The organism is Escherichia sp. MOD1-EC5189, assembly GCF_002966045.1.
In the GTDB taxonomy this organism is placed as follows: domain Bacteria; phylum Pseudomonadota; class Gammaproteobacteria; order Enterobacterales; family Enterobacteriaceae; genus Escherichia; species Escherichia coli_F.
This window is the reverse complement of record NZ_PTRX01000003.1, coordinates 156,114-180,723: the sequence shown is the minus strand read 5'-3', so window position 1 is coordinate 180,723 and position 24,610 is coordinate 156,114. Positions and strand designations below refer to the sequence as shown.

The following is a 24,610-nucleotide window of genomic DNA, read 5'->3' as shown; positions in this document are numbered from 1 at the left end:
TGCGTCACATTTTTCTGGTGACAACGTCACAAAATGGCTGTCGTCAATCGTGACGAACAGCACAAACGCCCTTTCTCATCGAGGATTTCTATCTGCCAAACCTGATGACGTGAACCGAGATGCAACGGTTTACATACGCCGCGTACCCGCCCTTCTCGTGCCGAGCGAACATGATTAGCATTGATTTCCAGACCAACCACCTTTTGCTCACCTTCGGTACATAAATAACCGGCAACGGAACCGATACTTTCGGCCAATACCACGGATGCCCCACCATGCAGCAACCCGAAAGGCTGCTTTGTCCGCGAGTCTACTGGCATTGTCGCTTCAAGGGTGTCATCACCAATATGTTCAAAGCGAATATCCAGCAACCCCACCATGTTTCCTTCACCCATTGCATTCAGTGCTTCCAGGGTGATTTTTCGTTTCCATATCATTTAATAATCTCCAGTAAAGCCTGCACAGGATGGCGTACCCCCGTGCCTTCAACCCGTTTTACCTGGCTGCGACAGGAATATCCGGTCGCCAGACAGCGGTTACGCGGCAGTCGCTGCATCGCCTGATGCCAGGATAACTCATAGATCCCGAGCGAGTTTTTATGATTTTTCGCTTCATGTCCGTAAGTCCCTGCCATGCCGCAGCAACCCACGCTGACATTTTCCAGTTTCGCGCCAAAACGGGCAAATATTGCCGCCCATTGTGCTGGAGCGCCCGGCAAGGCGGTAACTTCGGTACAGTGACCAAAGAAATACCATGATTCACCGCTGACTGTAGCCACTGGCTGTGACTCAAGTATGCTTGCCAGCCATTCATTCGCCAGTAAGACGTTAAACTCGCCACGTTCCTCGCCCAGCGCCAGTTTATATTCATCGCGATAACAAAGTACCAGCGCTGGATCGACGCCCACCATTGGCATCCCCAGCTTCGCCATACGGTTGAGGAAATCCGCCGTCTTTTTCGCCGTCTTCGCAAAGCGATTAAGAAAGCCTTTGATATGCTGGGCTTTGCCATTTGGCGAAAATGGCAGTAACACGGGCTGGAAACCTAATTTTTCGACCAGACGGACAAAATCCGCCACCACTTGCGCATCGTAATAGCTGGTAAAGGGGTCCTGCACCACCAACACCGTGCGCGCTTTCTGCTCTGCATTGAGAGCTTCAAGCTGTTCCAGCGTCATGTTTGCCGAGCGATGACCCACCATTTGTTGTTGCAACGAGGGCACTGAAAGCAGTGGCAAGTCGACCATACCGATGTGTTTTTCCGAGAGTTTGCGCACCAGCGGCTGGTTAATGAAGAAGTTAAAAGTCTTTGGCGCACGCGCCATTAGCGGTGCGTAGCTTTCGACCGTTGCCACCAGATGGTCGCGCAATGGGCGTAGATAACGCGTATGATAGAGTTGCAGGAAACGAGAGCGAAACTCCGGGACGTCAATTTTGATCGGACACTGAGTCGAACACGCTTTACAGGCCAGGCAGCCCGACATCGCCTCTTTCACTTCGTGCGAGAAATCATATTCGCCTTTATTCGCATGCCAGCTATTGCGCGTGCGGGCAATTAACGTGCGTAAGCTGACGCCAGACGCTGGTAGCTCTTGCTCCAGTTTTAGTGGGTCAACACCACGATCCGCCAGCAAACGTAACCATTCACGCACCAGCGTTGCGCGCCCTTTCGGTGAATGAATTCGGTTCTGGGTGATCTTCATCGACGGACACATCGGACTACGGGCATCAAAGTTGAAGCATAAACCGTTGCCGTTACACTCCATCGCACCGCGCCACTGCTGGCGTACCGCAATGGGGATCTGCCGGTCGAATGTACCGCGCTTCACCGCGTCCACTTTCATCATCGGCGCATCGAGACCTTCTGGCGGGCAAATCTTCCCTGGGTTGAGTCGATTATGCGGGTCAAATGCCGCTTTCACTTTGCGCAGTTCTGCAAAAAGTTCCTCACCGAAAAACGCCGGGCTGTATTCAGCGCGAAAACCTTTGCCGTGCTCGCCCCACAACAAACCACCGTATTTCGCAGTCAGCGCCACCACGTCATCAGAGATTTGCTTCATCAAAATCTCTTGTTGTGGATCGCACATATCCAGTGCCGGACGGACGTGTAAGACGCCTGCGTCGACATGACCGAACATACCGTAGCTTAAGCCGTGGCTGTCGAGCAGTGCGCGGAATTCAGCAATATAATCCGCCAGATGTTCCGGCGGTACGCAGGTATCTTCAGCAAATGGAATTGGCTTGGCGGCACCTTTAGCATTGCCAAGCAGGCCAACGGCTTTTTTGCGCATTGCATAGATACGTTCAACGCCAGCCAGCTCACGGCACACCTGCCAGCCGATCACACCTGCTTGCTGGCTGGCGATAAGTTCATCCAGCCGCGCACAGAGCGCATTCACCTGCTGATCGATAAGTGCTTCATCGTCTCCGGCAAATTCAACAATGTTTAGCCCGAGCATCTGTTTGTCAGGTACATCGGTAATCAGCTCACTGACGGAATGCCAGACGATATCTTCCCGCGCCAAATTCAGCACTTTTGAGTCCACCGTCTCTACCGAAAGCGCCCGCGCCTCAACCATAAACGGCGCGTTACGCAGCGCGGAGTCAAAAGAGTCATATTTGACGTTCACCAGACGGCGCACTTTAGGCAAGGGCGTAATATCCAGCCGCGCTTCGGTAATAAAGGCCAGCGTCCCTTCTGAACCCGTCAGAATGCGCGTCAGGTCGAACTCGGTCATCTCATCGTTAAAGACATGACGCAGATCGTAACCGGTAAGAAAGCGGTTAAGTTTGGGGAAGTTGTCGATGATTAACTGGCGTTGCTGACGGCAACGTTGATAAACAGTGTTGTAGATACGCCCGATTGCGGTATTGGTTTTACCCAGCGTTTCTGCCAGTTCGACGGGTAAAGGTTGCGTATCGAGAATATCGCCCCCCAACAACACCGCGCGTACGCCAAGTACGTGATCTGACGTTTTGCCATAGACCAGCGATCCCTGACCGGATGCATCGGTATTGATCATCCCACCGAGCGTTGCCCGGTTGCTGGTCGAAAGTTCCGGCGCAAAAAAGTAGCCGAACGGTTTCAGGTACTGATTGAGTTGATCTTTTATCACCCCGGCCTCAACGCGCACCCAGCCCTCTTCAGGGTTAATTTCGATGATGCGGTTCATATGGCGGGACATATCAACAATAATCCCCTGGTTGAGCGCCTGACCGTTAGTGCCGGTGCCGCCGCCGCGGGGGGTAAAGATCAGCGATGAATAGCGTTCCTGCGCGGCAAGACGGGCGATCAGCGCCACATCTGCGGTTGAACGCGGAAATACCACCGCATCGGGGAGAAGTTGGTAAATACTGTTGTCGGTCGACATTGTCAGACGATCGGCATAACTTGTCGCCGTATCGCCGGTAAAACCCTGTTGCTCCAGCTCTTGCAAAAAATTAAGCACCAGTTGAACGACGCCGGGTGCCTGGGAAATCTGTGGAATCATTATATTGACCCTTTCCTGCGGTCTGTGATGTAGGTCGATACACTATTCTTTCAGGCGGCTGCAATAGCGCACTGAAAGGTGATGTTTGTTTACTCTATGGATTTCGAGTTGCAGGAAGGCGGCAAGCGAGTGAACTCCAGGAGCTTACAAAGTAAGTGACTGGGGTGAACGAACGTAGCCGCAGCACATGCAATTTGAAATACGACGAGTAAATCGTTTGCGTGTTGCCTGAGTTGTTGTACCACATTTTTTTCTAACACGCCCATCAGAATTAAGGGCAGAATCGGCCTGTTAAAAACCGCTGAAATTGCTCATCATTATGCAGGTGAGTTTCGCGTGTTCACGTCGCGTCGACGATTTGACGCACAAAAAAGGTGAAAAGTAGTTATGGTAAATGTTCGTCAGCCCAGGGATGTCGCACAAATTCTGCTTTCGGTGCTGTTTTTAGCCATCATGATTGTGGCATGTCTGTGGATTGTTCAACCCTTTATTCTCGGCTTCGCATGGGCCGGTACGGTGGTTATCGCTACCTGGCCGGTATTGTTACGTTTGCAAAAGATCATGTTTGGCCGCCGCTCTCTCGCCGTTCTGGTGATGACGCTGTTATTAGTGATGGTGTTTATCATCCCTATTGCCTTGTTGGTTAACAGTATTGTCGATGGCAGCGGTCCACTGATTAAAGCCATTTCCAGCGGTGACATGACGTTACCCGATCTGGCATGGCTTAATACCATACCGGTGATTGGCACGAAGCTGTATGCAGGCTGGCACAACTTGCTGGATATGGGAGGCACGGCGATCATGGCCAAAGTCCGTCCTTATATTGGCACCACCACCACCTGGTTCGTTGGGCAGGCGGCGCATATCGGGCGCTTTATGGTGCATTGTGCGCTGATGCTTCTCTTCAGCGCCCTGCTGTACTGGCGCGGTGAACAAGTGGCGCAAGGCATTCGCCATTTTGCTACCCGTCTGGCAGGCGTTCGTGGAGATGCCGCCGTGCTGCTAGCGGCACAAGCTATCCGCGCAGTGGCGCTGGGTGTTGTGGTGACAGCGTTAGTACAGGCAGTGCTTGGCGGTATCGGCCTCGCGGTATCCGGCGTACCTTATGCAACGTTGCTCACGGTGTTAATGATCCTCTCCTGCCTTGTCCAACTTGGCCCGCTGCCGGTGCTGATTCCGGCGATCATCTGGCTTTACTGGACCGGCGATACCACCTGGGGCACGGTATTACTGGTATGGAGTGGTGTGGTTGGCACGCTGGATAACGTCATCCGCCCAATGTTAATTCGCATGGGTGCCGATTTACCGCTGATCCTGATCCTCTCTGGCGTTATTGGTGGTTTGATTGCTTTCGGGATGATCGGCCTGTTTATTGGTCCGGTTCTGTTAGCCGTTTCCTGGCGTCTGTTTGCCGCGTGGGTGGAAGAAGTCCCACCGCCGACTGACCAACCGGAAGAAGTTCTCGAAGAACTTGGCGAAATCGAGAAACCGAATAAGTAATTTCTCATCAGGCGGTTCTGCCGCCTGATTGTTAACCACCGCTAATTGATATTTGCTTGCTCTTCCCCATATTTTCCTGCTTACCGCCATTCAGCTGGTAGTACCTGTCGCAAATTCTTTACAGTTTTTAAACTAATGAGACGAATCTGATCGACGCAAAAAGTCCGTATGCCTACTATTAGCTCACGGTTATAAATCAACATATTGATTTATAAGCATGGAAATCCCCTGAGTGAAACAACGAATTGCTGTGTGTAGTCTTTGCCCATCTCCCACGATGGGCTTTTTTTTAACATTTTTCTTCTTCGCTACCTCGCCCCCTCACTCTTTCCAATAATGTTGCACAAGATACTGTGACTCTCTTCAAGCCGTCGGCAGGCTGATAATGTTATTTATATTTTATTGTTTATTTCATGCAGCCATTACACGATGAACGCTTATGAACTCCAGGCTCTTCGCCATATTTTTGCCATGACTATTGATGAATGCGCGACCTGGATTGCCCAGACCGCTGACAGTGAAAGCTGGCATCAGTGGGAAAATGGCAAATGCGCCATTCCTGATCGTGTGGTCGAGCAACTGTTGGCTATGCGACAGCAACGAAAAAAACATCTTCATGCCATCATAGAGAAAATAAATAACCGCATCGGCAACAACACCATGCGTTTTTTCCCTGACTTAACCGCGTTTCAACGTGTCTACCCTGATGGCAATTTTATTGACTGGAAGATCTATCAATCGGTAGCCGCTGAATTATATGCACACGATCTGGAGCGGCTTTGTTAATTTCTCCACAAAAAGGAATTGTCGTTGTTACAACAATAATGAACGGATACTGACACAACATCGCTACACTTTTTAAAGCACCTTTGCTAAGTAGAACCTATGAAAAATCCCTATTACCCTACCGCACTTGGGTTGTATTTTAATTACCTGGTGCATGGTATGGGCGTCATTTTGATGAGCCTGAATATGGCCTCGCTGGAGACGCTTTGGCAGACTAATGCCGCGGGCGTCTCGATAGTTATCTCATCGCTGGGCATTGGTCGATTAAGTGTCTTGCTTTTTGCAGGATTATTATCCGATCGCTTTGGTCGCCGCCCTTTTATCATGCTCGGGATGTGCTGCTATATGGCCTTCTTTTTTGGCATCCTGCACACCAATAACATCATTATCGCTTATGGTTTGGGCTTTCTGGCGGGAATGGCAAACAGTTTTCTCGATGCAGGCACCTATCCCAGTTTGATGGAAGCTTTTCCACGTTCACCGGGTACAGCTAATATTTTAATTAAAGCATTTGTTTCCAGCGGGCAATTTTTATTACCGCTAATCATCAGCCTGTTAGTGTGGGCTGAACTGTGGTTCGGCTGGTCCTTTATGATTGCCGCAGGCATTATGTTTATTAATGCTCTGTTTTTATACCGTTGTACGTTCCCACCCCATCCGGGTCGTCGCTTACCTGTCATAGAGAAAGCCACCAACTCTACGGAACATCGCTGTTCAATTATCGATTTAGCCAGTTATACCTTATATGGCTATATCTCAATGGCAACCTTTTATCTGGTTAGCCAGTGGCTGGCACAGTACGGACAATTTGTTGCAGGCATGTCATACACTATGTCGATCAAACTACTCAGTATCTACACCGTGGGTTCGCTGCTTTGTGTATTTATTACCGCTCCACTCATTCGTAATACCGTTCGCCCAACAACATTACTGATGCTGTACACCTTTATCTCATTTATTGCTCTGTTTACCGTCTGTCTGCATCCCACATTTTATGTGGTGATAATATTTGCTTTTGTCATTGGTTTTACCTCTGCTGGAGGTGTTGTGCAAATTGGCCTGACATTAATGGCTGAACGTTTCCCCTACGCTAAAGGTAAAGCTACAGGGATCTATTACAGTGCGGGCAGTATTGCGACCTTTACTATTCCGTTGATTACGGCTCATCTGTCCCAAAGAAGTATTGCCGATATTATGTGGTTCGATACCGCCATCGCTGCCATCGGCTTTTTACTGGCACTGTTTATCGGCTTACGCAGCCGCAAAGAAACGTGGCATCACTCGCTAAAGGAAAATGTCGCTCCGGGTGGGTAATGCAATATTCTTTTCAGGTCATGCAAGATCTTACGGATAAATAACTCTTTCTGCGCCAACTAAGGAAAATCGCGATCAAAAACAAACTATGACATGCAATATTCCTGGAAACATAAACTTTATGCCATGTACCCAGGGAAAATCATCTTCAGTATAGTAATTATGTAAACCGTCGGAGAACAATACGTACGGTAACGAAATTATCTTTCAGCAAGGAGCTGTGAAAATGTCTCAAAATAAGGCTTTCAGCACGCCATTTATCCTGGCTGTTCTTTGTATTTACTTCAGCTATTTCCTGCACGGCATTAGTGTTATTACGCTTGCCCAAAATATGTCATCTCTGGCAGAAAAGTTTTCCACTGACAACGCGGGCATTGCCTATTTAATTTCCGGTATCGGTTTGGGCCGATTGATCAGTATTTTATTCTTCGGTGTGATCTCCGATAAGTTTGGTCGTCGGGCGGTGATATTAATGGCAGTAATAATGTATCTGCTATTCTTCTTTGGTATTCCCGCTTGCCCGAATTTAACTCTCGCCTACTGTCTGGCAGTGTGCGTAGGTATCGCTAACTCAGCGCTGGATACGGGGGGCTATCCTGCGCTCATGGAATGCTTTCCGAAAGCCTCTGGTTCGGCGGTCATACTGGTTAAAGCGATGGTGTCATTCGGGCAAATGTTCTACCCAATGCTGGTGAGCTATATGTTGCTCAATAATATCTGGTACGGCTATGGGCTGATTATTCCGGGTATTCTGTTTGTACTGATCACGCTGATGCTGTTAAAAAGCAAATTCCCCAGCCAGTTGGTGGACGCCAGCGTAGCTAATGAATTACCGCAAATGAACAGCAAACCGTTAGTCTGGCTGGAAGGTGTGTCATCGGTACTGTTCGGTGTAGCCGCATTCTCGACCTTTTATGTGATTGTGGTGTGGATGCCCAAATATGCGATGGCTTTTGCTGGTATGTCAGAAGCTGAGGCATTAAAAACCATCTCTTATTACAGTATGGGTTCGCTGGTCTGTGTCTTTATTTTTGCCGCACTGCTGAAAAAAATGGTCCGGCCCATCTGGGCTAATGTATTTAACTCTGCACTGGCAACAATAACAGCTGCCATTATCTACCTGTACCCTTCTCCACTGGTGTGTAATGCCGGAGCCTTTGTTATCGGTTTCTCAGCGGCTGGCGGCATTTTACAGCTCGGCGTTTCGGTCATGTCAGAGTTTTTTCCCAAAAGCAAAGCCAAAGTCACCAGTATTTATATGATGATGGGTGGACTGGCTAACTTTGTTATTCCGCTGATTACCGGTTATCTGTCGAACATCGGCCTGCAATATATCATTGTTCTCGATTTTACTTTCGCGCTGCTGGCCCTGATTACCGCAATTATTGTCTTTATCCGCTATTACCGCGTTTTCATTATTCCTGAAAATGATGTGCGGTTTGGCGAGCGTAAATTTAGCACCCGGTTAAACACAATTAAGCATAGAGGTTAAAGGAGTTAATTATGGATGTTACCGCAAAATACGAATTGATTGGGCTGATGGCCTATCCCATCCGCCACAGTTTATCGCCTGAAATGCAGAATAAAGCCTTAGAAAAAGCGGGATTGCCATTTACCTATATGGCCTTTGAAGTGGATAACGATAGCTTTCCCGGAGCAATTGAAGGATTAAAAGCTCTAAAAATGCGCGGAACTGGTGTATCAATGCCGAACAAACAACTGGCGTGTGAATATGTTGATGAATTAACACCAGCTGCCAAACTGGTGGGGGCCATCAACACCATCGTTAATGATGATGGCTATCTGCGTGGCTATAACACCGACGGCACGGGGCATATTCGCGCCATTAAAGAGAGCGGTTTTGATATCAAAGGCAAAACGATGGTGCTGTTAGGGGCCGGTGGTGCCTCAACGGCGATTGGCGCGCAGGGGGCAATTGAAGGTTTAAAAGAAATTAAACTCTTTAACCGTCGGGATGAGTTCTTCGATAAAGCCCTCGCCTTCGCGCAGCGGGTTAACGAAAACACCGATTGTGTCGTCACGGTTACCGATCTCGCCGATCAGCAAGCCTTTGCTGAAGCCCTGGCTTCCGCCGACATTTTAACCAATGGCACAAAAGTGGGTATGAAACCCCTTGAGAATGAATCATTGGTTAATGATATCAGTCTGTTACATCCGGGACTTCTGGTCACTGAATGCGTGTATAACCCGCATATGACGAAGTTATTGCAGCAGGCGCAACAAGCTGGTTGCAAAACGATTGATGGATACGGCATGTTGTTGTGGCAAGGGGCTGAACAGTTCACGTTATGGACTGGCAAAGATTTCCCTCTGGAATATGTTAAACAGGTCATGGGGTTCGGTGCCTGACAGGCTGACCGCGTGCAGAAAGGGTAAAAAATGAAAACCGTAACTGTAAAAGATCTCGTCATTGGTACGGGCGCACCTAAAATCATCGTCTCGCTGATGGCGAAAGATATCGCCAGCGTGAAATCCGAAGCTCTCGCCTATCGTGAAGCGGACTTTGATATTCTGGAATGGCGTGTTGACCACTATGCCGACCTCTCCAATGTGGAGTCTGTCATGGCAGCGGCAAAAATTCTCCGTGAAACCATGCCAGAAAAACCGCTGCTGTTTACCTTCCGCAGTGCCAAAGAAGGCGGCGAGCAGGCGATTTCCACCGAGGCTTATATTGCACTCAATCGTGCAGCCATCGACAGCGGCCTGGTTGATATGATCGATCTGGAGTTATTTACCGGTGATGATCAAGTTAAAGAAACCGTCGCCTACGCCCACGCGCATGATGTGAAAGTTGTCATGTCCAACCATGACTTCCATAAAACGCCGGAAGCCGAAGAAATCATTGCCCGTCTGCGTAAAATGCAGTCCTTCGACGCCGATATTCCTAAGATTGCGCTGATGCCGCAAAGTACCAGCGATGTGCTGACGTTGCTTGCCGCGACCCTGGAGATGCAGGAGCAGTATGCCGATCGTCCAATCATCACGATGTCGATGGCAAAAACTGGCGTAATTTCTCGTCTGGCTGGTGAAGTATTTGGGTCGGCGGCAACTTTTGGTGCGGTAAAAAAAGCCTCTGCGCCAGGGCAAATCTCGGTAAATGATTTGCGCACGGTATTAACTATTTTACATCAGGCATAAGCAATAATATTTCGGCGGGAATACCCTCCCCCGCCGAACTAAAAAAATATATTCAACCGTATTTAATAAAAATATTTCGTGAGTCTCTGCGCTCTAATTCTCCATCTGGCGTAGGGAAAATCACACCTGAATCAGGAATTAACAATGAAACCTGTAAAACCACCTCGTATTAATGGACGAGTGCCGGTCCTGTCGGCACAGGAAGCGGTGAATTATATTCCCGACGAAGCAACACTTTGTGTGTTAGGCGCTGGCGGCGGTATTCTGGAAGCCACCACGTTAATTACTGCTCTTGCTGATAAATATAAACAGACTCAAACACCACGTAATTTATCGATTATTAGTCCAACAGGGCTTGGCGATCGCGCCGACCGTGGTATTAGTCCGCTGGCACAAGAAGGTCTGGTGAAATGGGCATTATGCGGTCACTGGGGACAATCGCCGCGTATTTCTGATCTCGCAGAACAAAATAAAATTATTGCTTATAACTATCCACAAGGTGTACTTACACAAACCTTACGCGCCGCCGCAGCCCACCAGCCTGGTATTATTAGTGATATTGGCATCGGAACATTTGTCGATCCACGCCAGCAAGGCGGCAAACTGAATGAAGTCACTAAAGAAGACCTGATTAAACTGGTCGAGTTTGATAACAAAGAATATCTCTATTACAAAGCGATAGCGCCAGATATCGCCTTCATTCGCGCTACCACCTGCGACAGTGAAGGCTACGCCACTTTTGAAGATGAGGTGATGTATCTCGACGCATTGGTTATTGCTCAGGCGGTGCACAATAACGGCGGTATTGTGATGATGCAGGTGCAGAAAATGGTTAAGAAAGCCACGCTGCATCCTAAATCTGTCCGTATTCCGGGTTATCTGGTGGATATTGTGGTAGTCGATCCGGATCAAACCCAACTGTATGGCGGTGCGCCGGTTAACCGCTTTATTTCTGGTGACTTCACCCTTGATGACAGCACCAAACTTAGCCTGCCCCTAAACCAACGTAAATTAGTTGCGCGGCGCGCATTATTCGAAATGCGCAAAGGCGCGGTGGGGAATGTCGGCGTCGGTATTGCTGACGGCATTGGCCTGGTCGCCCGGGAAGAAGGTTGTGCTGATGACTTTATTCTGACGGTAGAAACAGGCCCAATTGGCGGTATTACTTCACAGGGGATCGCCTTTGGCGCGAACGTGAATACCCGTGCCATTCTGGATATGACGTCCCAGTTTGATTTTTATCACGGTGGCGGTCTGGATGTTTGTTATTTGAGTTTTGCTGAAGTCGACCAGCACGGTAACGTCGGCGTGCATAAATTCAATGGTAAAATCATGGGCACCGGTGGATTTATTGATATCAGTGCCACTTCGAAGAAAATCATTTTCTGCGGCACATTAACTGCGGGCAGTTTAAAAACAGAAATTGCCGACGGCAAATTAAATATAGTCCAGGAAGGACGGGTGAAGAAATTTATTCGGGAACTACCGGAAATTACTTTCAGCGGAAAAATCGCTCTCGAGCGAGGACTGGATGTTCGTTATATCACTGAGCGCGCCGTATTCACGCTAAAAAAAGACGGCCTGCATTTAATCGAAATCGCTCCTGGCGTCGATTTACAAAAAGATATTCTCGACAAAATGGATTTCACCCCAGTGATTTCGCCAGAACTCAAACTGATGGACGAAAGATTATTTATCGATGCGGCGATGGGTTTTGTCCTGCCTGAAGCGGCTCATTAACAGGAGTATAATGATGGATTTTTCTTTAACTGAAGAACAAGAACTGCTGCTGGCCAGTATTCGCGAGTTGATTACGACCAACTTCCCGGAAGAGTATTTCCGCACCTGCGATCAAAACGGGACATACCCGCGTGAGTTTATGCGGGCACTGGCGGATAACGGCATTTCTATGCTTGGCGTGCCGGAAGAATTTGGTGGCATCCCTGCGGATTACGTCACCCAGATGTTGGCGCTGATGGAAGTGTCAAAATGCGGTGCTCCGGCATTTTTGATTACCAACGGTCAATGTATTCACAGCATGCGCCGTTTCGGTTCTGCGGAGCAGCTACGTAAAACGGCAGAAAGCACCCTGGAGACGGGAGATCCCGCCTATGCCCTGGCGTTGACGGAACCAGGCGCAGGATCAGACAACAACAGCGCCACCACTACTTACACGCGTAAAAACGGCAAGGTTTACATCAACGGCCAGAAAACCTTTATTACCGGCGCGAAAGAGTACCCATATATGCTGGTGCTGGCGCGCGATCCAGAACCGAAAGATCCCAAAAAAGCCTTCACCCTGTGGTGGGTCGACTCCAGTAAGCCCGGCATTAAGATTAACCCGTTGCATAAAATCGGCTGGCATATGCTCAGCACCTGCGAAGTCTATCTCGACAACGTTGAGGTTGAAGAGAGCGACATGGTGGGCGAAGAAGGAATGGGGTTCCTCAATGTGATGTATAACTTTGAGATGGAACGCTTGATCAATGCCGCGCGCAGCACCGGCTTTGCCGAATGCGCCTTTGAAGATGCCGCCCGCTATGCCAATCAGCGTATCGCTTTTGGTAAGCCAATTGGGCATAACCAGATGATTCAGGAAAAGCTGGCACTGATGGCAATTAAGATCGACAACATGCGCAATATGGTGCTGAAAGTGGCATGGCAAGCTGACCAGCATCAGTCACTGCGCACCAGCGCGGCGCTGGCAAAACTGTACTGCGCACGTACCGCAATGGAAGTCATTGATGATGCGATTCAAATCATGGGCGGTCTGGGCTATACCGATGAGGCGCGCGTCTCCCGCTTCTGGCGTGATGTCCGTTGTGAACGTATCGGCGGCGGTACAGACGAAATTATGATTTACGTAGCAGGTCGGCAGATCCTGAAAGATTATCAGAACAAATAATCTGCAGGCGGCGCAGCTTCTTAACAAACTGCGCCGCCAGATTTATCCGGCAAGACTTACCGGTTGAGGAAATTCAGATAGGATTTCTTGTTCTGCAAAACAGTTTTTAAATTGCCTGCGGTAATCGCTGGGCGAACAGCCGACATGGCGCAAAAACAGTTTGGCAAAGTGATCGACATTTTCATAACCCACACGCCAGGAGATCTCTGCCTGTGATAATTCAGTATTGGTGAGTGACCATTTCGCTTCCGTCATACGCCGTTGAATAACATAGTTAATAGGGGAAATACGATACTCTTTGGTAAATTCATGGCAAATATAACTGACGCTGGCACGAAATTTTTTCGATAACTGCTCTAAAGTGATTTTTTCGCGATAATTATTATTCAGATAGAAAAGAATATCTTTTATCAGAACATCTTTTTTAATATATCCCTGCTCCGAACGATAAGCATTTTTAAAGTTTTCGTAGTAAAGAATTGCTAACGTATAGGCAAATGCGTCCCATAACGAAGATGTTTGGCTATTTTTACTTTGCGGCAAAATCACACTTAGCTCATTAAATAAGGTTTTAATGACTTCTTTTCCCTGCCCTGCGGCAATGACCGGGCAAGAATGCGGTTGCAGTAGCTGATTTTCCTCAGTCCCCTGAAACTGAAAGCCGTACAGCGCACAGGTACACGTCGTTGCTGGATCGTTAACGTCAGAGGCCACCGCATGCAACCTGCCACGTTCTATCACCACAATGTCATCGGCATGCGCGACATATAACGAAGAATCGATGGTAAACCTTGCTACCCCTTTCTTGACGTAAATCAGCTCGGTTTCATTGTCATGAACGTGATGTCCGGACTCCCATTTTGGATCATCGCTAAATGCAAAACGTGAAAGCCGTGGCGTTTTACCGGCGACAAACAGCGTTTCGCTGGCGTTATCAAAACAGCGTTGATACATGACAACCTCCCTATTCCATGAGCAAGCAAAAACAATATATGCCGGATAAAATACGGCGTGTATTGCGGTTATACAACCGCGTTTAGCGAGAGCTAAACAAGATTATTTACACTGAATGCAAGATTGTACGGTCATGGAATAACTATATTGCCGCAAATTGCACTTTTGTTTTAGCGATCGCATTTTTTTTGCAAGATTGTTGGCAAGGAAAACAGCTTGCTCCGTCGAAAACCCCGCACCGCTATCGCACACTATTTTCAGGCCATTTTTACCTTCCATCGGAGATGGTTCCGTATGCGACTCACAGGAGAAATCATGAAAATAATAACCTGCTTTAAGCTGGTGCCTGAAGAACAGGACATTGTTGTCACTCCAGAATATACCCTGAATTTCGACAATGCCGACGCCAAAATCAGCCAGTTCGATCTCAATGCCATTGAAGCTGCAAGCCAGATTGCAACAGATGACGATGAGATAGCCGCGCTGACCATTGGCGGCTCATTGTTGCAGAACTCGAAAGTGCGCAAAGACGTGCTATCCCGCGGGCCGCATAGCCTGTATTTGGTGCAGGATGCGCAACTTGAACATGCACTGCCTCTCGATACCGCAAAGGCGCTGGCGGCAGCAGTTGAAAAGATCGGCTTCGATTTACTGATCTTTGGTGAAGGTTCCGGCGACCTTTATGCCCAGCAGGTTGGCTTGCTGGTCGGAGAAATTCTGCAACTTCCGGTGATTAATGCAGTGAGTGCTATTCAGCGTCAGGGCAATACACTGGTGATTGAACGCACGCTTGAAGATGATGTTGAAGTTATTGAGCTCTCTGTTCCAGCCGTGCTCTGCGTCACCTCCGATATTAACATGCCACGCATTCCTTCGATGAAAGCCATTCTCGGCGCGGGTAAAAAACCGGTAAATCAGTGGCAGGCAAGTGATATTGGCTGGAGCCAGAGCACACCACTTGCTGAACTGACCGGCATTCGCGTACCGCCGCAAACAGAACGTAAGCACATCATTCTCGATAACGATTCGCCGGAGGCCATTGCCGAGCTGGCGGAACATCTGAAGAAAGCCCTGAACTGAAGCCTACGGAGAAGAAACGATGAGTCAATTAAACAGCGTCTGGGTCTTTAGCGATAATCCTGAACGTTATGCTGAACTGTTTGGCGGCGCTCAGCAATGGGGCCAACAGGTGTATGCCATTGTACAAAATACCGACCAGGCGCAGGCAGTTATGCCTTATGGGCCAAAATGTATTTATGTTCTTGAGCAAAACGACGCGCTGCAACGTACTGAAAATTACGCCGAAAGCATTGCTGCCCTGCTGAAAGATAAACACCCCGCTATGTTGCTGCTGGCCGCGACGAAACGAGGTAAAGCTCTGGCAGCACGGTTAAGTGTGCAACTGAATGCGGCGCTGGTGAACGATGCCACTGCGGTGGATATTGTCGATGGTCACATTTGCGCCGAACACCGGATGTATGGCGGGTTAGCGTTCGCACAGGAAAAGATCAACAGCCCGCTGGCGATCATTACCCTTGCGCCCGGTGTTCAGGAGCCGTGCATCAGTGATACCTCTCATCAGTGCCCAACAGAAATAGTACCTTATGTTGCCCCGCGTCATGAAATTCTCTGTCGCGAACGCCGTGCGAAAGCGGCAAGCAGTGTGGACCTGAGCAAAGCAAAACGCGTGGTTGGCGTCGGTCGCGGTCTGGCGGCGCAGGATGACCTGAAAATGGTCCACGAACTGGCGGCGGTGCTGAATGCTGAAGTCGGCTGTTCACGTCCAATTGCCGAAGGCGAGAACTGGATGGAGCGTGAACGTTATATCGGTGTCTCCGGCGTGTTGCTGAAATCCGATCTCTACCTGACGCTGGGGATCTCCGGGCAGATCCAGCATATGGTTGGCGGCAACGGTGCAAAAGTGATTGTCGCCATTAATAAAGATAAAAATGCGCCAATCTTCAACTATGCCGACTACGGTCTGGTGGGCGATATCTACAAAGTCGTCCCTGCCCTGATTAGTCAGTTGAGTCGCTAATTCCCTTTCAACCACATCTCCCGCTGTAAACGCAGCGGGAAGGGAGCATAACGCATGTCGGATGACAAATTTGATGCCATTGTGGTCGGTGCGGGCGTTGCCGGTAGCGTTGCTGCACTGGTCATGGCGCGCGCCGGGCTGGATGTCCTGGTGATAGAACGCGGCGACAGTGCCGGATGCAAAAATATGACCGGCGGGCGTCTTTATGCCCACACACTTGAAGCTATCATTCCGGGCTTTGCTGCATCAGCACCGGTAGAACGCAAGGTCACACGCGAGAAAATCTCCTTCTTAACCGAAGAGAGTGCCGTTACCCTCGATTTTCACCGCGAGCAACCAGATGTTCCGCAACACGCGTCTTATACCGTATTGCGTAATCGTCTGGACCCGTGGTTGATGGAACTAGCGGAACAGGCTGGCGCGCAGTTTATCCCGGGCGTTCGTGTCGATGCGCTGGTTCGTGAAGGAAATAAGGTCACTGGCGTTCAGGCCGGGGATGATGTTCTTGAAGCGAATGTGGTGATTCTGGCTGATGGCGTTAACTCGATGCTTGGCCGCTCGCTGGGAATGGTTCCCGCCTCCGATCCGCATCATTACGCTGTTGGCGTTAAAGAAGTTATTGGCCTCACGCCGGAGCAAATCAACGATCGCTTTAATGTCACCGACGATGAAGGTGCCGCCTGGCTGTTTGCCGGTTCCCCTTCTGACGGCCTGATGGGCGGCGGATTCCTCTATACCAACAAGGATTCCGTATCGTTGGGGCTGGTTTGTGGATTGGGTGATATCGCCCATGCACAAAAAAGCGTGCCGCAAATGCTGGAGGATTTTAAACAACACCCCGCAATTCGCCCGCTGATTAGCGGCGGCAAACTGCTTGAATATTCCGCGCATATGGTGCCGGAGGGCGGTCTGGCAATGGTACCGCAGCTGGTTAATGAGGGTGTGATGATCGTCGGTGACGCCGCAGGTTTCTGCCTCAATCTGGGCTTTACGGTTCGCGGAATGGATTTAGCCATCGCATCGGCCCAGGCTGCCGCCACAACGGTGATCGCCGCCAAAGAACGCGCGGATTTCTCCGCCAGCAGTCTGGCGCAATACAAACGTGAGCTGGAACAAAGTTGTGTTATGCGCGATATGCAGCATTTTCGCAAGATCCCGGCGCTGATGGAAAACCCGCGCCTGTTTAGCCAATACCCACGAATGGTCGCCGACATCATGAACGAAATGTTCACTATCGACGGTAAGCCTAACCAACCGGTACGCAAAATGATCATGGGACATGCGAAGAAAATTGGGCTGATCAACTTGCTGAAAGATGGCATTAAGGGAGCAACCGCGCTATGAGCCAGAACGCTACGGTTAACGTCGACATCAAATTAGGTGTCAATAAATTCCATGTTGATGAGGGCCATCCGCATATCATTTTGGCGGCAAATCCCGATATCAATGAATTCCGTAAATTAATGAAAGCTTGCCCTGCCGGACTTTATAAGCAGGATGACGCAGGAAACATACATTTTGATTCCGCCGGTTGTCTGGAGTGCGGCACCTGTCGGGTGCTGTGCGGCAACACTATTCTCGAACAGTGGCAATATCCCGCAGGCACCTTCGGTATTGATTTTCGCTACGGCTAATCATGCATCCCACAGGCCCGCATCTCGGGCCTGATGTTCTGTTTCGAGAGTCCAAAATGAAAGTGACATTAACGTTTAACGAACAACGTCGTGCGGCGTATCGTCAGCAAGGGTTATGGGGCGATGCTTCACTGGCCGATTACTGGCAGCAGACCGCTCGTGCGATGCCAGACAAAATTGCCGTGGTCGACAATCATGGTGCAACGTACACCTATAGCGCGCTCGATCACGCCGCGAGCTGTCTGGCAAACTGGATGTTAGCGAAGGGTATTGAATCAGGCGATCGCATCGCATTTCAACTGCCAGGCTGGTGTGAATTTACCGTTATCTATCTTGCCTGCCTGAAAACCGGTGCGGTTTCCGTGCCGCTGTTACCTTCCTGGCGGGAAGCAGAACTGGTGTGGGTGCTCAATAAGTGTCAGGCAAAAATGTTCTTTGCACCGACGTTGTTTAAACAAACGCGTCCGGTAGATTTAATCCTGCCGCTGCAAAATCAGCTTCCACAACTACAACAAATTGTCGGCGTGGACAAACTGGCTCCCGCCACCTCTTCCCTCTCATTAAGTCAGATTCTCGCCGACAATACCCCACTGACTACGGCGATAACGACCCACGGCGATGAATTAGCCGCTGTGCTATTTACCTCCGGAACCGAGGGTCTGCCAAAGGGCGTGATGCTAACGCATAACAATATTCTCGCCAGTGAGCGGGCTTATTGCGCGCGGCTGAATCTGACCTGGCAGGATGTCTTTATGATGCCTGCGCCACTTGGTCACGCAACGGGCTTTCTGCATGGCGTAACAGCACCTTTTTTGATTGGTGCTCGCAGCGTGTTGTTAGATATTTTCACTCCTGATGCGTGTCTCGCGCTGCTTGAGCAGCAGCGTTGCACCTGTATGCTCGGCGCAACACCGTTTGTCTATGACCTTTTGAATTTACTGGAGAAACAGCCCGCAGACCTTTCAGCGCTGCGCTTCTTTCTTTGCGGCGGCACCACGATCCCCAAAAAGGTGGCGCGTGAATGCCAACAACGCGGCATTAAATTATTAAGTGTTTATGGTTCCACAGAAAGTTCGCCGCATGCGGTGGTAAATCTCGACGATCCTTTGTCGCGCTTTATGAACACCGATGGTTACGCTGCCGCAGGCGTAGAGATTAAAGTGGTCGATGATGCACGCAAGACCTTACCGCCTGGTTGTGTAGGTGAAGAGGCTTCGCGTGGTCCCAATGTGTTTATGGGTTATTTTGATGAACCGGAATTAACCGCCCGTGCGCTGGATGAAGAAGGCTGGTATTACAGCGGCGATCTCTGCCGAATGGATGAAGCTGGCTATATAAAAATAACCGGGCGCAAGAAAGATATTATTGTCCGCGGCGGCGAAAATATTAGCAGCCGTGAAGTGGAAGATATTTTATTACAGCATCCTAAAATTCATGATGCTTGTGTTGTGGCAATGCCCGATGAACGCTTAGGTGAACGTTCATGCGCTTATGTCGTGCTGAAAGCGCCACATCATTCAATATCGCTGGAAGACATAGTGGCTTTTTTTAGCCGTAAACGGGTAGCAAAATATAAATATCCTGAACATATTGTGGTAACAGAGAAATTACCGCGTACTGCATCAGGTAAAATACAAAAGTTTTTGTTAAGGAAAGATATTATGCGGCGATTAACTCAGGATATCTGCGAAGAGGTTGAATAAGTTTCATACTCGGGGATCACGTAAACCCGGCGACAAAACGCCGCCGGGTATTTATTTTATTTCTTCAGTTCAGCCAGGCTTAACCAGGTTTGTACCACAGTGTCCGGGTTCAGGGACAAGCTATCGATCCCCTCTTCCATCAGCCAGGCGGCAAAGTCTTCATGGTCGGACGGACCCTGACCGCAAATCCCGACATATTTGCCCTGCTTCTTCGCGGCACGAATCGCCATCGACAGCAGTGCTTTCACTGCATCGTTGCGCTCATCGAACAGTTCAGACACCACGCCAGAGTCTCGGTCCAGACCAAGCGCAAGCTGCGTCATATCGTTTGAGCCAATTGAGAAGCCGTCGAAATATTCGAGGAACTGCTCTGCCAGTAAGGCGTTGGACGGAATTTCACACATCATGATGATCTTCAGCCCGTTCTCACCACGTTTCAGCCCCTGACGCGCCAGTTCGTCAACCACCGCTTTCGCCTGATCTACGGTACGCACGAACGGGATCATGATCTCAACGTTGGTCAGTCCCATGTCGTTGCGCACACGTTTCACCGCTTCACACTCCAGTGCGAAGCAGTCGCGGAAGCTGTCGGAAACATAACGTCCCGCGCCACGGAAGCCGAGCATTGGGTTCTCTTCATCTGGCTCGTAACGTTCACCACCGACCAGGTTGGCGTATTCGTTCGACTTAAAATCAGAGAGACGGACAATGACACGCTTCGGATAAAACGCAGCACCCAACGTCGCGATCCCTTCAGTCAGACGACCAACGTAAAACTCACGCGGAGAATCAAAACCTTTCATCATCTCGCGGATTTCGTTTTGCAACTGCGGTTCCTGATCGTCAAACTCAAGCAGTGCGCGTGGGTGGACGCCAATCATACGGTTGATGATAAATTCCAGACGCGCAAGGCCCACGCCTTCGTTCGGCAGGCAGGCGAAATCGAAAGCACGGTCCGGGTTACCGACGTTCATCATCACTTTCAACGGCAGATCCGGCATCGTTTCCACGCTGGAGCTTTTCACGCTAAATTCCAGCAACTCAGCATAGACGTAACCGGTATCACCTTCTGCACAAGAAACAGTGACGTTCTCACCGTCTTTCATCCGTTCTGTTGCATCACCACAGCCCACTACCGCCGGAATGCCCAGTTCACGAGCGATGATCGCCGCGTGACAGGTACGTCCGCCACGGTTAGTGACGATAGCCGATGCTTTCTTCATGATCGGTTCCCAATCTGGGTCGGTCATGTCAGTGACCAGCACGTCGCCAGGTTCAATGCGGTTCATTTCGCTGATGTCATGGATGACTTTCACCGGACCCGCGCCGATGCGATGACCGATAGCGCGGCCTTCGGCGATAATCTTGCCCTGTGAATGCAGCGTATAACGTTCCATAACCTGACCGCGAGAACGCACGGTTTCCGGACGCGCCTGCACAATGAACAGTTTGCCGGTGTGGCCATCTTTCGCCCACTCAATATCCATTGGGCGACCGTAGTGTTTCTCAATTTGTACGGCCTGTTTTGCCAGTTCCTGCACTTCTTCGTTGGTCAGCGAGAAGATGTCACGCTGTTCCTGCGGTACGTCTTCGATTTTAACCTGCTTGCCGTGCTCCTGGGTCGGCGCGTAAACCATGCGGATTTTTTTTGACCCCATGGTGCGGCGCACGATAGCCGGGCGATTCGCCGCCAGTGTCGGTTTGTGCACGTAAAACTCATCCGGGTTAACCGCACCCTGCACGACCATTTCACCAAGGCCCCATGCGGAAGTGATAAACACCACCTGGTCAAAGCCGGATTCGGTATCAATGGAGAACATCACGCCAGAAGATGCGAGGTCGGAGCGCACCATCCGCTGAACACCGGCGGAGAGCGCCACGCCACGGTGATCGTAACCCTGGTGCACACGATAAGAGATGGCGCGATCGTTAAACAGAGAAGCAAATACATGTTTCACTGCCACGAGAACGGCGTCAAAACCCTGAACGTTGAGGAAAGTTTCCTGCTGACCGGCAAACGAAGCGTCCGGCATATCTTCTGCAGTAGCAGAGGAACGCACCGCAAAAGAGGCGTTTTCGTCATCGGCGGAAAGCTGTGCATAGGCTTCGCGGATGGCGTTTTCCAGCTCAGGCTGGAAGGGAGTGTCGATAATCCACTGGCGGATTTGCGCGCCCGCTTTCGCAAGCTGGGTAACATCGTCAATATCCGTTTTATCCAGCAGTTCATAAATGCGCTGGTTTACGCCGCTTTGGTCCAGAAACTGGTTAAACGCGTCGGCGGTTGTGGCGAAACCATTCGGAACGGAAACACCCATTCCGGAAAGGTTAGTAATCATTTCACCCAGGGAGGCATTTTTGCCCCCAACCCTGTCTACATCATTCATGCCGAGTTGGTTATACCAAAGCACCAGCGGTGACGAGCCATTGTTGGACATCGAACAATCCTTTTGTGATAAATGAACGGTTTGAGAAACACATTTCTGCGCATTTATCTTTGCATATTTAACCGGATGAAAAAAACGGTGAATCGTTCAAGCAAATATATTTTTTTACTTTTTAAGACTGATCCCAGCGTTGCGCAAATCTGCTCTCTTCGACAATTTCCACATAAACCATCGGTATAAACGAAACCGTAAAAATGAAATACTGTTTTCATAAAAAATAAAATTGAAGGTTCATTTTATAAACCAGACATAACGTTCTACGCTTCTGTGCGTTTTTAATTTATGCTTTCATAGAATTATGTCTGCATTACGGGAAGAACAAAATGGATAATGCTGTTGATCGCCACGTTTTTTATATTTCTGATGGTACGGCAATAACTGCGGAGGTATTAGGACACGCAGTAATGTCACAATTTCCCGTCACTATCAGCAGCATTACGCTGCCGTTTGTCGAAAATGAGAGCCGTGCACGGGCAGTGAAGGATCAGATTGACGCAATTTATCACCAGACAGGTGTGCGCCCACTGGTCTTCTACTCCATCGTGTTGCCGGAGATTCGCGCCATCATTTTGCAAAGCGAGGGATTCTGTCAGGATATTGTTCAGGCGCTGGTTGCCCCGCTACAACAAGAAATGAAACTGGACCCGACGCCGATTGCTCATCGTACCCACGGCCTTAACCCTAATAATCTCAATAAATACGATGCGCGCATTGCGGCGATTGATTACACCCTTGCCCATGACGACGGCATTTCGTTGCGCAATCTGGACCAGGCTCAGGTGATCCTGCTCGGCGTTTCTCGCTGTGGTAAAACCCCCACCAGTCTGTATCTGGCAATGCAATTTGGTATCCGCGCGGCAAACTACCCCTTTATTGCCGACGATATGGATAATCTGGTGCTACCCGCGTCGCTCAAACCGCTTCAGCATAAATTGTTCGGCCTGACTATCGACCCGGAACGTCTGGCGGCGATTCGCGAGGAACGTCGGGAGAACAGTCGCTATGCCTCGCTTCGTCAGTGCAGGATGGAAGTCGCGGAAGTGGAAGCGTTGTACCGTAAAAATCAGATCCCATGGATTAACAGTACCAATTATTCGGTAGAAGAGATTGCCACCAAGATCCTTGATATCATGGGCCTTAGCCGTCGAATGTACTAGAGAACTAGTGCATTAACTTGTTTTTTTGTTATCATGCTAACCACCCGGCGAGGTGTGACACACCTCGCACTTGAAATCAGCTGCGATTGGTTTATCGTGATGCGCATCACTTCCCGGTAGTCCTGCCGTAGAAGCAACAAATTTCTGAGACTTGTAATGAACAGAACTGACGAACTCCGTACTGCGCGTATTGAGAGCCTGGTAACGCCCGCCGAACTCGCGCTACGGTATCCCGTAACGCCTGGCGTCGCCACCCATGTCACCGACTCCCGCCGCAGAATTGAAAAAATACTGAATGGTGAAGATAAGCGACTGTTGGTCATTATTGGCCCCTGCTCGATCCACGATCTCACCGCTGCAATGGAGTACGCCACCCGTCTGCAGTCGCTGCGCAACCAGTACCAGTCACGGCTGGAAATCGTAATGCGCACCTATTTTGAAAAACCACGAACTGTTGTCGGCTGGAAAGGGCTAATCTCCGATCCGGATTTAAACGGCAGCTATCGGGTAAATCACGGTCTGGAGCTGGCGCGCAAATTACTTTTACAGGTCAATGAGCTGGGCGTCCCTACCGCGACTGAGTTCCTCGATATGGTGACCGGTCAGTTTATTGCTGATTTAATCAGTTGGGGCGCGATTGGCGCACGTACTACCGAAAGTCAGATCCACCGTGAAATGGCTTCGGCACTCTCCTGTCCGGTAGGTTTTAAAAATGGTACCGATGGCAACACGCGGATTGCCGTGGATGCTATCCGCGCAGCCCGCGCCAGCCATATGTTCCTCTCGCCAGACAAAAATGGTCAGATGACCATCTATCAGACCAGTGGCAACCCGTATGGCCATATTATTATGCGTGGCGGCAAAAAACCGAATTACCATGCCGATGATATTGCCGCAGCCTGCGATACGCTGCACGAGTTTGATTTACCTGAACATCTGGTGGTGGATTTCAGCCACGGCAACTGCCAGAAGCAGCATCGTCGCCAGTTAGAAGTTTGTGAGGATATTTGTCAGCAAATCCGCAATGGCTCTACGGCGATTGCTGGAATTATGGCGGAAAGTTTCCTGCGCGAAGGAACGCAAAAAATCGTCGGCGGTCAGCCGCTCACTTACGGTCAATCGATTACCGACCCGTGTCTGGGCTGGGAAGATACCGAACGCCTGGTCGAAAAACTCGCCTCTGCGGTTGATACCCGCTTCTGAATGCGTGCCCATTCCTGACGGAATGGGCATTTCTGCGCAACTTGTTGTCTTCTCAACAAATTACTGCTTGCTCTGGCCCGCCAGAATATTGATAATAAGAATCATTGTTATATCAATTATTATTAATTTTTATGCGTTATACGGATAGCAGAAAACTCACGCCTGAAACGGATGCCAATCACAAGACCGCCTCCCCGCAGCCCATTCGGCGAATTACCAGCCAGACACTGTTAGGTCCGGATGGCAAACTGATTATCGATCATGACGGGCAAGAATATCTGCTCCGTAAAACTCAGGCTGGCAAGCTGCTGTTGACCAAGTAG

Annotated in this window: 20 protein-coding genes and 1 other RNA gene; 17 read left to right on the top strand and 4 right to left on the bottom strand. The window is 49.7% G+C overall.

The annotated features are described in order from the left end of the window. Positions 1-26: 26 nt before the first annotated feature. Together menI and ydiJ are read right to left on the bottom strand one after the other, a co-directional pair. The gene (menI, locus tag ATB02_RS03870) at positions 27-437 is read right to left on the bottom strand and encodes a 1,4-dihydroxy-2-naphthoyl-CoA hydrolase (RefSeq protein WP_032184335.1); all 411 of its coding nucleotides are present in this window, start codon (positions 435-437) and stop codon (positions 27-29) included. Beyond that, positions 434-3,490 (bottom strand): D-2-hydroxyglutarate dehydrogenase YdiJ, encoded by a 3,057-nt coding sequence (gene ydiJ / locus ATB02_RS03865; RefSeq protein ID WP_105271102.1) that lies wholly within the window; start codon positions 3,488-3,490, stop codon positions 434-436. The genes menI and ydiJ overlap by 4 nt, the downstream gene beginning before the upstream one ends. 387 nt (positions 3,491-3,877) lie before the next feature. Between ydiJ and ydiK the strand changes: the two genes are divergently transcribed. The 9 genes from ydiK to ATB02_RS03820 all read left to right on the top strand — a co-directional run bounded on the left by ydiK (position 3,878) and on the right by ATB02_RS03820 (position 13,154). After that, positions 3,878-4,990: an AI-2E family transporter YdiK gene (ydiK, locus tag ATB02_RS03860; protein WP_000248647.1), complete on the top strand. Its 1,113-nt coding sequence runs from the start codon at positions 3,878-3,880 to the stop codon at positions 4,988-4,990. A gap of 185 nt (positions 4,991-5,175) precedes the next feature. After that, an RNA gene (gene rprA / locus ATB02_RS03855) (antisense sRNA RprA) lies at positions 5,176-5,283 on the top strand. Positions 5,284-5,419: 136 nt separating this feature from the next. Then, positions 5,420-5,776, top strand: a complete 357-nt coding sequence (locus ATB02_RS03850; protein WP_088541852.1) for a YdiL family protein — start codon at positions 5,420-5,422, stop codon at positions 5,774-5,776. Between the two features lie 99 nt (positions 5,777-5,875). Further along, on the top strand, positions 5,876-7,090 hold the full coding sequence (locus tag ATB02_RS03845) for an MFS transporter (protein WP_105271101.1): 1,215 nt from the start codon (positions 5,876-5,878) through the stop codon (positions 7,088-7,090). 226 nt (positions 7,091-7,316) lie between these two features. Beyond that, the gene (locus ATB02_RS03840; protein WP_032184339.1) at positions 7,317-8,582 is read left to right on the top strand and encodes an MFS transporter; all 1,266 of its coding nucleotides are present in this window, start codon (positions 7,317-7,319) and stop codon (positions 8,580-8,582) included. An 11-nt stretch (positions 8,583-8,593) separates the two neighbouring features. Beyond that, a complete protein-coding gene (ydiB, locus tag ATB02_RS03835) occupies positions 8,594-9,460 on the top strand; it encodes a quinate/shikimate dehydrogenase (RefSeq protein ID WP_000383469.1) in 867 nt (288 codons plus the stop codon). Between the two features lie 30 nt (positions 9,461-9,490). After that, a complete protein-coding gene (gene aroD, locus ATB02_RS03830; RefSeq protein WP_000860201.1) occupies positions 9,491-10,249 on the top strand; it encodes a type I 3-dehydroquinate dehydratase in 759 nt (252 codons plus the stop codon). Positions 10,250-10,393: 144 nt separating this feature from the next. Next, on the top strand, positions 10,394-11,989 hold the full coding sequence (locus tag ATB02_RS03825) for an acyl CoA:acetate/3-ketoacid CoA transferase (protein ID WP_105271100.1): 1,596 nt from the start codon (positions 10,394-10,396) through the stop codon (positions 11,987-11,989). Positions 11,990-12,002: 13 nt separating this feature from the next. Beyond that, on the top strand, positions 12,003-13,154 hold the full coding sequence (locus ATB02_RS03820) for an acyl-CoA dehydrogenase (protein WP_000347836.1): 1,152 nt from the start codon (positions 12,003-12,005) through the stop codon (positions 13,152-13,154). Between the two features lie 42 nt (positions 13,155-13,196). On the opposite strand, the gene ATB02_RS03815 is transcribed toward ATB02_RS03820, so the two are convergent. Then, positions 13,197-14,108 (bottom strand): AraC family transcriptional regulator, encoded by a 912-nt coding sequence (locus tag ATB02_RS03815; protein ID WP_096984419.1) that lies wholly within the window; start codon positions 14,106-14,108, stop codon positions 13,197-13,199. A 315-nt stretch (positions 14,109-14,423) separates the two neighbouring features. Between ATB02_RS03815 and ATB02_RS03805 the strand changes: the two genes are divergently transcribed. The 5 genes from ATB02_RS03805 to fadK are packed head-to-tail and all read left to right on the top strand — an operon-like array spanning position 14,424 to position 19,483. Then, on the top strand, positions 14,424-15,188 hold the full coding sequence (locus tag ATB02_RS03805; protein ID WP_000692119.1) for an electron transfer flavoprotein: 765 nt from the start codon (positions 14,424-14,426) through the stop codon (positions 15,186-15,188). Positions 15,189-15,207: 19 nt separating this feature from the next. Beyond that, positions 15,208-16,146, top strand: a complete 939-nt coding sequence (locus ATB02_RS03800; RefSeq protein WP_105271099.1) for an electron transfer flavoprotein subunit alpha — start codon at positions 15,208-15,210, stop codon at positions 16,144-16,146. Between the two features lie 54 nt (positions 16,147-16,200). Beyond that, positions 16,201-17,490 (top strand): FAD-dependent oxidoreductase, encoded by a 1,290-nt coding sequence (locus ATB02_RS03795; RefSeq protein ID WP_105271098.1) that lies wholly within the window; start codon positions 16,201-16,203, stop codon positions 17,488-17,490. Then, the gene (locus ATB02_RS03790) at positions 17,487-17,780 is read left to right on the top strand and encodes a ferredoxin family protein (protein ID WP_000081071.1); all 294 of its coding nucleotides are present in this window, start codon (positions 17,487-17,489) and stop codon (positions 17,778-17,780) included. The genes ATB02_RS03795 and ATB02_RS03790 overlap by 4 nt, the downstream gene beginning before the upstream one ends. A gap of 56 nt (positions 17,781-17,836) precedes the next feature. Next, positions 17,837-19,483, top strand: a complete 1,647-nt coding sequence (fadK, locus tag ATB02_RS03785) for a medium-chain fatty-acid--CoA ligase (RefSeq protein ID WP_105271127.1) — start codon at positions 17,837-17,839, stop codon at positions 19,481-19,483. 56 nt (positions 19,484-19,539) lie between these two features. Here the strand turns inward: fadK and ppsA are convergent, their stop codons facing one another. Next, positions 19,540-21,918, bottom strand: coding sequence for a phosphoenolpyruvate synthase (ppsA, locus tag ATB02_RS03780; RefSeq protein ID WP_000069370.1), 2,379 nt, complete (start codon positions 21,916-21,918; stop codon positions 19,540-19,542). 332 nt (positions 21,919-22,250) lie between these two features. Here ppsA and ppsR point away from each other — a divergent pair, with 332 nt between their 5' ends. The 3 genes from ppsR to hemP all read left to right on the top strand — a co-directional run bounded on the left by ppsR (position 22,251) and on the right by hemP (position 24,610). Beyond that, positions 22,251-23,084: a posphoenolpyruvate synthetase regulatory kinase/phosphorylase PpsR gene (gene ppsR, locus ATB02_RS03770; protein WP_000368046.1), complete on the top strand. Its 834-nt coding sequence runs from the start codon at positions 22,251-22,253 to the stop codon at positions 23,082-23,084. Positions 23,085-23,240: 156 nt separating this feature from the next. After that, positions 23,241-24,287: a 3-deoxy-7-phosphoheptulonate synthase AroH gene (gene aroH, locus ATB02_RS03765; RefSeq protein WP_001082226.1), complete on the top strand. Its 1,047-nt coding sequence runs from the start codon at positions 23,241-23,243 to the stop codon at positions 24,285-24,287. A gap of 131 nt (positions 24,288-24,418) precedes the next feature. After that, positions 24,419-24,610, top strand: a complete 192-nt coding sequence (gene hemP / locus ATB02_RS03760; protein WP_001270810.1) for a hemin uptake protein HemP — start codon at positions 24,419-24,421, stop codon at positions 24,608-24,610.